A 12,422-nucleotide genomic window follows, 5' to 3' on the forward strand; every position below is an offset into this window, starting at 1 on the left:
ATCAGCCTCTAGTTCTAAAGACACCAAACTCCATTAGGCCTACAGAAAAAGCCCACCGCATTAATAATATAGTAGGAATCTCGCGAAATCCTTTATAGAAGGATTTTGGCCCCAAATCAAAAAAGACTTTTGGTCTTTTAATTCCTTCGATTATTGAATCATTCCAGGAAGGTATCGTAAATCTTGTCCAATCATCTGTATCTGCAGTACCTGCAGAATATGCACTATTCGATAAATTCTTTTGAAAGGCATTAATAGTAGAAAATTCGGGATGGGCCCATTGATTTAAAAGCTGACGAAGCACAAGTTCTTCCAAAAAATCATATTTCTTCTTTTGGATATCTCTTCTATTCCAATCCGCAACAGCCAAAACACCGCCTGGACGTAATACACGAAGCATCTCATCTGCATAAAGTTGTTTATCAGGTATATGCGGCCCAGCTTCCACACTCCATACACCATCAAAGCTGCCATTTTCTAGTTGAAGATCCAAAGCATCCATTACTTCGAATCGACAAGTAGAGTCCTCAGGAGTCAATTCTTGGGCTCTCCGAACCTGGAGAGGACTAATAGTAATTCCTAAAACATCAAAGTTATAATCTCTTGCCAAGATTCTTGCACTACCTCCTATACCACAACCAATATCAAGAATTCGTGAGCCTTTTGGCAAATGATCCATACCGCTCCATTTGACTAATTGATGTACAAAATCAACTTTTGCTTGCCTAAAATCAGTTTTTACAGAACTATCTTTGTAATAGCCAAGATGAATATGTTCTCCCCACAATCTCTCTAGAAGGCGGTCATTAGTCCAAGAATCATAGGCTAGTGAAACACTTGATTTGCTCTTATAAGCTCGATTAGTCTTTAACCAAATCCATATGATCAATATTAATAAAATACCAACCAATAAAGAAATTAATGTACCCATCAAGTGTTTGCTTGATCTGTATTTTTGAGTGTTTCCTTTAATGCTGTACGAGCAGCAAGTTGTTTACGGGTATGATCAAGCATTTCATACTCTCTGAGAAGTCTGTTGGTTGTATCTTGCATCTCTAAAAGGTGCTGTTGTTCATCAGCTACTGGCCCTCCCAAATGAGCTGCTACCCAAAAAGAAAGTTCTCTTGGCATTTCTGGCAGGCCTTCAGGCAAGGTTCTATCTGAGTCAGTAAGTTTTCCTGTAAGTGAAACAACATCTTTTAAAGCAAGCAAAACCCTATCCGAAAGTTGTTTTAAATCTTCTTGACTTTCTACTTGAGAGTCATCTATCCAACTAACTAATGCAGTATAAAAAGGGGCTTTCCTTGTCAACTCAAGCACTCGAAAACGTTGCTGACCAAGAGTAATGATGTTGCTGCGGCCATCTTCAGATGTTTGATGCTTGATTATTTCAGCGCAACATCCAACCTCAGACATTCTTTTAGTATGTGGATCAAAACGAACAACGCCAAAGCGGCTATCAGTTTCTAACACACTCTTCAGCATCATTCGGTAACGAGACTCGAAAATATGTAGAGGGAGAACCTCCTGAGGAAAGAGAACCACCTCAGGAAGCGGAAATAATGGCAACTCCCTTACTGCAAGGTCCGACACGAAATCTCCCTACTTGAATAATCCTAATAAAATCTTGGTGATATTGAGGTTTAAACAGTTAGAGCTTAACTTCAATATCCACACCGCTTGGCAAATCCAATTTCATCAAAGCATCAATTGTCTTTGCAGATGGGTTGTAAATATCAATAATTCTTCTGTGAGTTCTTGTCTCAAAGTGCTCCCTTGAATCCTTATCAACATGAGGAGACCGGAGGACACAATAAATCTTTCGTTTCGTTGGAAGAGGTATTGGACCGATGGCAGTGGCAGCAGTATTGTCAGCGGTTTCAATAATTTTATCGCATGAAAGATCTAGCATGCGCCTATCAAAAGCCTTAAGGCGAATTCTTATCTTCTGCTGTGCAATAGCCGTTGACATAAGGTAATCCTGATGATTTCCCCTAAAAAGGGGATTAGGAATTGATTTTCATGGTTCAAGCTGAGCTTTAGTAAAACAAAAGTTTTCAAAGCCCAAGTTCTAAATCTAAATGATCATTAGGCAAAACACCTAACAATCTTCAAAAGATCATTTAATGATCTTAGAAACTACACCTGCCCCAATTGTCCTACCACCTTCTCTAATAGCAAATCTCATACCTTGCTCAATTGCAACAGGACAAATAAGTTCTCCAGTCATTTTAATTCGATCCCCGGGCATAACCATTTCAACATTGCTTCCATCATCTGCTGTAAATGCAGTTATTTGTCCTGTGACGTCAGTAGTTCTTATATAAAACTGAGGACGATAGCCAGCGAAGAAAGGCGTATGGCGGCCACCTTCTTCTTTCTTCAGAACATAAACCTCACCTTCAAACTTTGTATGCGGTGTAATAGAACCTTTTTTCACCAAAACCATCCCCCGCTCAATATCCTCCTTTTGCACCCCACGCAGTAAAAGTCCAACATTATCTCCAGCCATACCTTCATCAAGAAGCTTGCGGAACATTTCTACACCAGTGACAGTTGTCACACGAGTGTCTTTAATGCCAACGATTTCTACTTCCTCACCTACCTTGATCTTACCTCTTTCAATACGACCAGTTGCAACTGTTCCTCTACCAGTAATAGAAAAGACATCTTCCACAGCCATTAAGAAAGGTTTGTCAACTTCTCTTTCAGGCTCTGGAATGGACTCATCAACAGATTTCATCAATTCGTCAATCTTCCCTTCCCATTCAGAATCACCTTCTAAAGCCTTAAGCGCAGAAACTTGAATTACAGGTATGTCATCTCCGGGGAAATCATAACTACTAAGCAACTCACGAATTTCCATCTCAACCAGCTCGATCATTTCTGCATCATCAACCATGTCACATTTATTTAGAGCAACTACCAACGACGGTACTCCAACCTGTTTGGCCAAAAGTATGTGCTCTTTTGTTTGAGCCATGGCACCATCTGTAGCAGCAACCACAATGATGGCTCCATCCATCTGAGCAGCACCCGTAATCATATTTTTCACATAATCGGCATGCCCTGGGCAGTCAACATGAGCATAGTGACGGCCATCTGTTTCATACTCCACATGAGCAGTATTGATGGTAATACCGCGTTCACGTTCTTCTGGAGCTCCATCAATATCTCCATAGTCTTGAGCCTGAGCTTGACCTTTCTTCGCCAAAACATTTGTTATGGCAGCAGTTAAGGTGGTTTTACCATGATCAACATGGCCGATTGTGCCTATGTTGACGTGTGGTTTGTTTCTTTCGAACTTCTCGCGGGCCATTGGTTTAAAGAATCAGAAAAATAATAGTTGATTGTAGAGATCAGGAATTGCCCTGATTCTTGGAGATGATTGCTTCAGCAACATTACGAGGAACTTCCTCATAATTGCTAAACTCCATTGAGAATATACCCCGCCCCTGAGTCATTGATCGAAGCTGGGTGGCATAACCAAACATTTCGGCTAAGGGCACTTTTGCCTGGACTTTTGATTGTCCATCATCAATAGACTGTCCTTCAACCTGTCCTCTCCGAGAGGACAGATCTCCAATAATAGAACCTAAGAAATCTTCAGGTGTTTCTACTTCTACTTTCATCATTGGTTCAAGAAGAACAGGATTACATTTTTTCACACCGTCTTTAAAAGCCATTGAGCCAGCAATTTTAAATGCCATTTCAGATGAGTCAACATCATGAAAAGACCCATCTACCATAGTGACCTTGACATCGATCAAAGGATATCCAGCAAGTACTCCAGACTCGCAGGTCTCTTTCATCCCATTTGAAGCTGGACCAATATATTCTTTTGGAACAACACCTCCAACAATTTTATTAACGAACTCAAATCCTGTTCCTGGTTCTCCAGGCTCCATCTCAATCACGACATGTCCATATTGACCTTTACCTCCTGTCTGCCGGGCAAATTTACCTTCTCCCTTGGAACTTGATCGAATAGTTTCACGATAAGAAACTTGAGGAGCACCAATATTCGCCTCTACCTTGAACTCTCTTAACATTCGGTCAACAAGTATCTCTAAATGCAGCTCGCCCATACCTGCAATTACCGTTTGATTTGTTTCCTGATCTGTACTCACTCTGAACGTCGGATCCTCTTCAGCCAAAGAAACCAAGGCTTTAGACAGTTTTTCCATATCTCCTTTTGTTTTAGGCTCTACAGCCACGGAAATAACTGGTTCAGGAATAAATAAAGTCTCTAAAACAATTGGCTCGTCTGTTGTACATAAAGTATCACCTGTGGTTGTATTCTTTAACCCAAGAACAGCTCCTAAATCGCCTGCTCGCAGTTGATCAACCTCTTCTCGATCATCAGCTTTTAACACAACTAGCCTTGAAATTCTTTCTTTTATATCCTTAGTTGAATTAGTAACGTAACTTCCCTTCTCAAGTACTCCTGAATACATCCTTACAAAAGTCAATTTGCCATATGGGTCAGCCATAACCTTAAAAGCTAGGGCACTGAAAGGCTCAGAATCATCTGAAGGACGAACTGCTTCTTCACCATTGGGCAATACCCCTTGAATAGGAGGAACATCTACAGGAGCCGGTAAGTAATCAACTACTGCATCCAGAACAAGTTGAACGCCCTTATTTTTAAATGCAGAGCCGCACAACAATGGAACTAAACCGTGCTTCAGCACACCTTCACGTATGCCTTTTTTTAATTGCTGCTCTGTTAACTCTCCATTTTCAAGAAACTGCTCAATTAATTCTTCGTCTGTCTCTGCGACAGTTTCCATAAGCTTTGCCCTCCACTCCGCGGCTTCTGAAGCCATGTCTGCTGGTATATCTGACTCCTCAATATCAGTGCCAAGGTCATTTTTATAGATGTAAGCCTTATTAGCTACTAAATCAATAATCCCCGAAAGGTCACCTTCTGCTCCAATAGGCAATTGAATTGGAGCCGCATTAGCTTTTAGGCGATCTTTGATCTGGCCATAAACCTTAAGGAAATCAGCTCCAGTTCGATCCATTTTGTTTACAAAGACCATCCTAGGGACCGAATACCTATCAGCCTGGCGCCAAACAGTCTCTGATTGAGGCTGAACTCCGCCTACTGCGCAAAAAACTGCTATTACTCCATCCAGGACTCTCATGGATCTTTCCACCTCTATGGTGAAATCCACGTGGCCAGGAGTATCAATGATGTTAATTCTGTGATCCTGCCAGCTTGTGGAAATAGCAGCAGCAGTAATTGTGATGCCTCTTTCTCTCTCCTGAGCCATCCAATCGGTAACTGCAGCGCCATCATGCACTTCACCGATCTTGTGGACAACTCCTGAATAAAAGAGAATTCTTTCAGTAGTAGTGGTTTTTCCAGCGTCAATATGCGCTGCAATACCAATATTTCTTACACGTTCTAGGGGAAAGGGCCTAGCCACAGTCAACTCTCCGTTGTGGATATTAAAAAGCGGATGTGACTCTACAGGTCAGCATGCAATAAATGAAAGTTTTTCAATGCTATTTGCTAAAACTCAATAACGATAATGAGCAAAAGCTTTGTTCGCCTCAGCCATTTTATGTGTCTCTTCCCTTTTCCTCACTGCATTACCAGCCTCATTAGCCGCATCCATGAGTTCGCCAGCAAGTTTGTGCGCCATGCTGCGACCATTCCTTGATCTTGAGAAATTTACAAGCCATCTAAGTGCCATTGCCGTTCCCCGTTCCTGACGAACTTCCATAGGAACCTGATAAGTAGCTCCTCCAACCCTTCTAGCCCTAACTTCTACAAGAGGAGTAGCGTTCTTAACTGCTGTTTCAAATAGTTCTATTGGATCAGAGCCTGTTCTTTCATTGATTAATCCAAAAGCGTCTGACAAAATCCTTTGTGCTGTTGATTTCTTTCCATGCTTCATAAGCCGAGCAACCATCATTGTTGCTAGACGATTATTAAATTGAGGATCAGGCAAAACTGGCCTTTTTTCTGCCGCATTACGTCTTGACATAAGTTATGTGATGAAGAAATTTGAATAGAAAGAAATGATGAAAGTTTAATTACTACTTCGGAACTTTTGCTCCATATTTAGAGCGAGATTGTCGTCGATCCTTAACACCTGCTGTGTCAAGAGTCCCTCGAATTATGTGATAACGCACACCGGGGAGATCTTTAACTCTGCCTCCCCTAAGCAATACCACTGAGTGTTCTTGAAGATTGTGGCCAATACCCGGGATATAGGCTGTTACTTCAAAACCTGAGGTTAATCTTACGCGAGCGACCTTACGCAATGCAGAGTTTGGTTTTTTTGGAGTTGAGGTATAAACCCGAGTACAAACTCCCCTACGCTCTGGACAGGAACGCAATGCAGGCGATTTAGTCTTACGAGTGAGCCGCTTTCGCTCAGTTCTAATTAGCTGTTGAATGGTTGGCATCGAGAATTAACATTTAGGCCTGGAATTTGACCTGCTATCAACAAACTTCCATATTACTCGGTCATCCACCCTAAATAACAATTTCTAATTTAAATTGATTCAAGGCACTTAAAGCTTTAAAGAATTGAATGCACTCTTCTAGGATCATTTGATACGCCTCACACTACTTTTCCATCTACTCAGGTAAATCGATCAGTTTGGTTGAATTTATGCCTCTTGATTCCAGTAGTCCTAAGTCGCCTTACTGCGATAGCAAATCCCCAGACTCAATGATTGGGGAGAAAGATGCCTGTGGCGTCGGCTTCTTAGCTCATACAAAAGGCGTCCCCAGCCATTGGGTACTGCAACAAGCACTTCGCGGCTTGGAATGCATGGAGCACAGAGGAGGATGTGGTGGAGACAGTGATTCCGGTGATGGAGCAGGAATCCTCTGTGAAATTCCATGGAAATATTTAAAAAGCATTTGGTCGGCAGCAAAAACAGCCAATAGATACACTGGATTAGGCATGATTTTTATGCCTAATGATGAAAAAGAACGTAATTCTGCAAAAGCTATTTTTGAGAAAGAAGCACGAGGCCTTGGGCTAATTTCAAAAGGATGGAGAGAAGTCCCTGTTAAAACTTCTGTTCTAGGAGTACTCGCCAGAGATACAGCCCCTTTTATCGAGCAATGGCTCATTGAAGGGCAAGAACATGGCGAGAAACTAGAGAGATTGTTATATCGATTAAGAAAGCGCATAGAAAAGCGATGCATAGAAACACTAGGAGAAAATGCAAAAGATCTTTATATAGCTTCTTTAAGTAATCGAACTGTTGTGTACAAAGGGATGGTTAGGTCTGAGGTTTTAGCAAGTTTCTATACTGACCTCCTAGACCCTCGCTTTGAAATAGCCTTTGCCGTCTATCACAGAAGATTCAGTACAAACACACTTCCCAGATGGCCACTGGCACAGCCAATGAGACTTCTTGGGCATAACGGAGAAATCAATACATTGCTAGGGAATCTCAACTGGGCGAAAGCTACGGAAGTCCACTTAAGAGAAATTTGGAATGACTCAACAGATGACTTAAAACCTGTTGTGAATGCATCCTCAAGTGATTCTGCAAATCTTGACGCAACACTTGAACTACTCGTCAGAAGTGGAAGACCTATTACGGAAAGCCTTCTTACTCTTGTTCCAGAAGCATTTCGAGACCAACCAGAACTCGAAGGTCAATCTGCAATAAAATCATTCTATGAATATTCAGCTTGTACACAAGAGTCTTGGGATGGCCCAGCTCTTCTAGTCTTTGCGGATGGTTGTTTTGTAGGAGCAACACTAGATAGAAATGGTCTCAGGCCAGCACGTTACTGCGTTACAAAAGATGATTTAGTCATCATGGGTTCTGAAACAGGTGTGGTTGATATTGAAGATGAACGAATCCTTGAAAAAGGAAGATTAGGGCCAGGACAAATGCTCGCTGTGGATCTTCAGCAAGGCAGACTTTTAAGAAATTGGGATGTCAAGAAAGAAGCTGCGAGTAGACATCCCTACAAGGAATGGCTATCAGATAATCGACTAAACTTGTCTAAACAACCCTGGAAAAAAGAAACGTATTTGAGCCAACTAGATCTAATACAAATTCAAACAGCATTTGGATTCTCAGCAGAGGATTTAGATCTAGTCATCGAAGCAATGGCCAGCGAAGGGAAAGAGCCTACTTATTGCATGGGGGACGATATTCCTCTTGCAATACTCTCTAGCAAGCCTCACCTCTTATACGACTATTTCAAACAAAGGTTTGCTCAAGTCACCAATCCTCCAATAGACCCATTGAGAGAAAAGCTAGTAATGAGCCTCGAAATGCATCTTGGCAAACGTGGTTCACCTCTCAAGCCCAAGCCAAATGCCTTCTCAGTTGTTCATATAAACTCACCAATATTAAATGAAAATGATTTAGCTCAGATAAGCAAAGCCAGTCTTCCTGTTAAAACACTAACGACTTTATTAGATATTGAGCAAGGTGTTACTGGGCTAAAGGAAAGCCTCATGCAACTTTGTAATGAAGCCGAAAAAGCCGTACGAGATGGGAACAGAATCCTAATACTCTCAGACCGTGGAATCTGTGCTACTAAAACATATATTCCTCCTTTACTTGCAGTTGGTGCAGTTCATCACCACTTACTGCTTCATAAGCTGCGCCTAGATGCATCAATAATTGTTGATACTGCACAATGCTGGAGTACGCATCATGTGGGATGTCTCATTGGATATGGTGCAAGCGCTATATGCCCATGGTTAACGTGGGAAAGCACTCGCCATTGGTGGGAGCACCCAAAGACCCAAAAGTTAATTCAAAGCGGCAAAATACCGAACCTCACGATTAATAAAGCACAAGAGAATTTAAAAAAGGCTTTAGAAGATGGGCTTCGAAAGATCCTATCAAAGATTGGTATATCTCTCTTGGCGAGTTATCATGGTGCTCAAATCTTCGAAGCAGTAGGTATTGGCTCTGACTTAATCAACCTGGCCTTCGCAGGAACAACGAGCAGAATCGCTGGGTTGAGCTTAAAAGAGTTAGCTATTGAAACTCTTTCTTTTCACAGCAAAGCATACCCTCAATTAGATCGTAAGAGACTAGAGTTTCTAGGGTTTGTTCAATATAGAACTGGCGGTGAATACCACTTAAACAATCCAGAGATGTCTAAAGCACTTCATGCTGCTGTAAAGGCTGGGCCACAGTATAACCACTTCACGACATATAAATCCCTATTAGAGTCAAGACCCGCAACAGCATTGCGTGACTTGCTAACTCTGCGCGAATCAAAGAAAACTTTACCTCTAGATCAAGTAGAAAGTGCTGAAAGTATTTGCAAAAGATTTTGCACAGGAGGCATGAGTTTAGGGGCGCTATCAAGAGAAGCTCATGAAGTGCTAGCAATAGCTATGAACCGCATAGGAGGTAAAAGTAATAGCGGTGAAGGAGGAGAAGATCCAGATAGATTTAAAACCCTGAATGATGTCGATTCAGAGAATCAATCTCAAATCTTGCCAAATATCAAGGGTCTTAGGAATGGAGACACTGCATGCTCAGCAATAAAACAAATCGCATCGGGCCGTTTTGGAGTAACCCCTGAATATCTCAGGAGTGCTAAGCAACTGGAGATAAAAATGGCCCAAGGAGCTAAGCCTGGCGAAGGTGGGCAGCTACCTGGCCCCAAAGTAGATTCATATATAGCGAAACTCCGAAATAGCAAAGCAGGCGTTGCTCTCATATCTCCTCCTCCACACCATGATATTTACTCCATAGAAGATTTAGCTCAGCTAATTCACGACCTACATCAAGTTCATCCATCAGCAAAAGTAAGCGTAAAGCTAGTAGCAGAGATAGGGATTGGGACTATTGCAGCTGGAGTGGCAAAAGCAAATGCTGATGTGATACAGATTTCAGGCCATGATGGTGGGACAGGTGCTTCTCCGCTTAGCTCTATAAAGCACGCAGGCTTACCATGGGAATTAGGCCTTACAGAAGTTCATCGCTCCCTTATTGAAAATGGTTTAAGAAGTCGAGTGTTACTGAGAACAGATGGTGGATTAAAAACCGGTTGGGATGTCGTTATCGCTGCCCTACTTGGAGCAGAGGAATTTGGTTTCGGGTCGATTGCCATGATTGCCGAAGGCTGCATAATGGCACGCATTTGTCATACCAACAAATGTCCAGTGGGTGTGGCTACACAACAAGAAGCACTACGAAAACGCTTCCCAGGTCTCCCAGAACATGTAGTCAATTTTTTCCTCTTTGTCGCAGAAGAAGTGCGACACATCCTCAGCAATCTAGGAGTTGCAAGACTGGAAGATCTAATTGGAAAAACAGAGCTTCTAGAGCCTCGTAATTTAAAACTGCCAAAAACGAACAAGCTTGATCTATCTTCTCTCCTTAAGCCTCTAGAAACTGCAAATGATAGATCATGGCTTCAGCACAAGAATACAGCTCATTCAAATGGAATTGTATTGGAAGATAAGCTTCTAAAAGATAGTGAAATTAAGCAGTCAATCATTTCACATGCCAATGTAATCAAAGAGATTCCAATCCTCAATACCGATAGAAGCGTTTGTGCCCGTATATCCGGTGAGATAGCTCAACTATATGGAAACAAAGGCTTTAAAGGTAATCTTAATCTGACATTTAAGGGTTCGGCAGGACAAAGTTTTGGCGCCTTCCTTTTGCAAGGAATGAACATTCGCTTAGTGGGGGAAGCTAACGACTATGTAGGTAAAGGAATGAATGGAGGTGTTTTAACAATAGTGCCTCCTAGCAATAATCAAAATGTCTCCAATCATGTAATCCTTGGCAACACATGCCTTTATGGGGGAACAGGCGGTAAGCTCTTTTCTCTTGGAAGAGCAGGGGAGCGTTTTGGTGTAAGAAATAGTGGAGTTCATGCAGTTATCGAAGGTGCAGGCGATCATTGCTGTGAATACATGACAGGAGGAATAGTTGTCGTACTTGGCTCAACGGGCAGAAATGTAGGTGCAGGAATGACTGGTGGAGTAGCTTTTCTATTAGATGAAGAGGATCAAGCTACAGCTCGTATAAATCAAGAAAATGTTGGAATTCATGGCTTATCTACCAAAGAACAGGAGGATTTGCTCAAGCCTCTCTTAGAAGAGCACTTAGTACAAACTCAAAGCACCAAAGCCCATGACATTCTTAATCGTTGGGCATACTGGAAGGAGCTTTTTAAAGTAATTGTCCCACCAAGTGAGAAAAGTAAAGTTGGCCTAGAGGCAGTGGACATAGCACTCGTATAAGCAGTGTCGTTATTTATCAAGACCGAGCAATTCACTCAAGACACTCTAAGGCTTTTGCCAGAACAGCGTCATGCTTACCTAGCAGAGCATAAGTTTTGGGTGGAGAAATTAAAGTCCACTGGTAAAAAGCTAGCCTCCGGCTATTTAGTCAATGAAGAAAAATGTCCTGGGGGAGGAGGATTACTAGTTATAGAAGCAAATTGTTTTGAAGAAGCAAAATTACTTGTTGAGCAAGACCCCATGGTAAAAAATAATTTAGTCACTTGGGAACTACAAGAATGGATACCTGTAACAGGACAGCTCCTAAGTTAAATTCATCTTGGGTAAGTAGCCATTAGTCTTTGTACCTCTCCAGCGTGATAACTACTCCTAGTGAGTGGGGAGCTAACAACTTGAAGGAACCCTAATTTTGCTTCTCCTTCCTTTCTATAAGCTGCAAATTGGTCAGGGGTGACAAAGCGTGCTACAGGCAAATGCTTAGGCCCAGGAGAAAGATATTGACCTATCGTAACAATATCAACTTGGTTAGACCTAAGATCGGATAAGACATTCATAACCTCTTCATCTGTCTCTCCAAGGCCAACCATCAATCCTGACTTGGTATATACCTTAGGCCAACCATCTCTAACACGACGCAATAATTCCAAAGAACGTTCATATTGCCCTTGAGGTCTAGCCTTTTTATATAAGCGTGGAACTGTTTCTATATTGTGATTCAGAACATTTGGCTTTGCTTTCATCACAACATTTAGAGCATTCCAGTCGCCACATAAGTCGGGAATCAATAGCTCTATTGTTGTTTCTGGAGAACGTGCCCGGACTGACTCAATACAAGCCACAAACTGGCTTGCACCACCATCCTTGAGATCATCTCGATTTACAGAAGTAATAACAACATGGTTTAACCCTAATCTCGAAACAGCCTCTCCAAGGCGATGTGGTTCCGTTGGATCTAAACCTCGCTCACTTTTATCAAAAGCTATATCACAATATGGACATGCACGTGTACATCCTGGCCCCATTATCAGAAAAGTAGCAGTGCCTCCTGCAAAACACTCCCCAATATTGGGGCAACTAGCTTCTTGACAAACAGTATTGAGTTTTAAATCTGACAACAACTCAGCTACTGAGCCAATCCTCTCCTGTTGAGGTGCTTTGACTCGTAGCCATTCCGGTTTGAGCAAGTTCGGTCTCTTCATAAAACAA

Annotated in this window: 10 protein-coding genes; 2 read left to right on the forward strand and 8 right to left on the reverse strand. The window is 41.9% G+C overall.

All coding sequences use genetic code 11. The features are described 5' to 3' along the window. Position 1 precedes the first annotated feature (1 nt). The 7 genes from P9211_RS07890 to rpsL all read right to left on the reverse strand — a co-directional run bounded on the left by P9211_RS07890 (position 2) and on the right by rpsL (position 6,423). Complete coding sequence (locus P9211_RS07890) at positions 2–931, reverse strand: methyltransferase domain-containing protein (protein WP_012196180.1); 930 nt, start codon at positions 929–931, stop codon at positions 2–4. After that, positions 931–1,593 (reverse strand): LON peptidase substrate-binding domain-containing protein, encoded by a 663-nt coding sequence (locus P9211_RS07895; RefSeq protein ID WP_012196181.1) that lies wholly within the window; start codon positions 1,591–1,593, stop codon positions 931–933. Before P9211_RS07895 ends, P9211_RS07890 begins: the two co-directional genes overlap by 1 nt. Positions 1,594–1,651: 58 nt before the next feature. After that, positions 1,652–1,972 (reverse strand): 30S ribosomal protein S10, encoded by a 321-nt coding sequence (gene rpsJ, locus P9211_RS07900; RefSeq protein WP_012196182.1) that lies wholly within the window; start codon positions 1,970–1,972, stop codon positions 1,652–1,654. 147 nt (positions 1,973–2,119) lie between these two features. Next, positions 2,120–3,319 carry an elongation factor Tu gene (tuf, locus tag P9211_RS07905; RefSeq protein ID WP_012196183.1) on the reverse strand — a complete coding sequence of 400 codons (1,200 nt, stop codon included), beginning with the start codon at positions 3,317–3,319 and terminating at the stop codon, positions 2,120–2,122. A 40-nt stretch (positions 3,320–3,359) separates the two neighbouring features. Continuing rightward, positions 3,360–5,435 carry an elongation factor G gene (gene fusA / locus P9211_RS07910; protein ID WP_012196184.1) on the reverse strand — a complete coding sequence of 692 codons (2,076 nt, stop codon included), beginning with the start codon at positions 5,433–5,435 and terminating at the stop codon, positions 3,360–3,362. 93 nt (positions 5,436–5,528) lie between these two features. Beyond that, positions 5,529–5,999, reverse strand: coding sequence for a 30S ribosomal protein S7 (gene rpsG / locus P9211_RS07915; protein WP_012196185.1), 471 nt, complete (start codon positions 5,997–5,999; stop codon positions 5,529–5,531). Between the two features lie 52 nt (positions 6,000–6,051). Next, positions 6,052–6,423 carry a 30S ribosomal protein S12 gene (gene rpsL, locus P9211_RS07920; RefSeq protein WP_012196186.1) on the reverse strand — a complete coding sequence of 124 codons (372 nt, stop codon included), beginning with the start codon at positions 6,421–6,423 and terminating at the stop codon, positions 6,052–6,054. A 209-nt stretch (positions 6,424–6,632) separates the two neighbouring features. Between rpsL and P9211_RS07925 the strand changes: the two genes are divergently transcribed. Next, the gene (locus P9211_RS07925) at positions 6,633–11,216 is read left to right on the forward strand and encodes a glutamate synthase-related protein (protein ID WP_041391234.1); all 4,584 of its coding nucleotides are present in this window, start codon (positions 6,633–6,635) and stop codon (positions 11,214–11,216) included. Between the two features lie 3 nt (positions 11,217–11,219). After that, positions 11,220–11,528, forward strand: a complete 309-nt coding sequence (locus P9211_RS07930) for a YciI family protein (protein WP_012196188.1) — start codon at positions 11,220–11,222, stop codon at positions 11,526–11,528. Positions 11,529–11,530: 2 nt separating this feature from the next. Here the strand turns inward: P9211_RS07930 and lipA are convergent, their stop codons facing one another. Then, positions 11,531–12,400 carry a lipoyl synthase gene (lipA, locus tag P9211_RS07935; RefSeq protein ID WP_041391624.1) on the reverse strand — a complete coding sequence of 290 codons (870 nt, stop codon included), beginning with the start codon at positions 12,398–12,400 and terminating at the stop codon, positions 11,531–11,533. Positions 12,401–12,422 lie beyond the last annotated feature (22 nt).

Source organism: Prochlorococcus marinus str. MIT 9211 (assembly GCF_000018585.1).
Lineage (GTDB): Bacteria > Cyanobacteriota > Cyanobacteriia > PCC-6307 > Cyanobiaceae > Prochlorococcus_D > Prochlorococcus_D marinus_B.

Bases quoted from the DNA above. Each gene is read 5' to 3' on its own strand.
- P9211_RS07890 (WP_012196180.1), bottom strand. From the start codon at position 931: ATGGGTACATTAATTTCTTTATTGGTTGGTATTTTATTAATATTGATC.
- rpsJ (WP_012196182.1), bottom strand. From the start codon at position 1,972: ATGTCAACGGCTATTGCACAGCAGAAGATAAGAATTCGCCTTAAGGCT.
- tuf (WP_012196183.1), bottom strand. From the start codon at position 3,319: ATGGCCCGCGAGAAGTTCGAAAGAAACAAACCACACGTCAACATAGGC.
- rpsG (WP_012196185.1), bottom strand. From the start codon at position 5,999: ATGTCAAGACGTAATGCGGCAGAAAAAAGGCCAGTTTTGCCTGATCCT.
- rpsL (WP_012196186.1), bottom strand. From the start codon at position 6,423: ATGCCAACCATTCAACAGCTAATTAGAACTGAGCGAAAGCGGCTCACT.
- P9211_RS07925 (WP_041391234.1), top strand. From the start codon at position 6,633: ATGCCTCTTGATTCCAGTAGTCCTAAGTCGCCTTACTGCGATAGCAAA.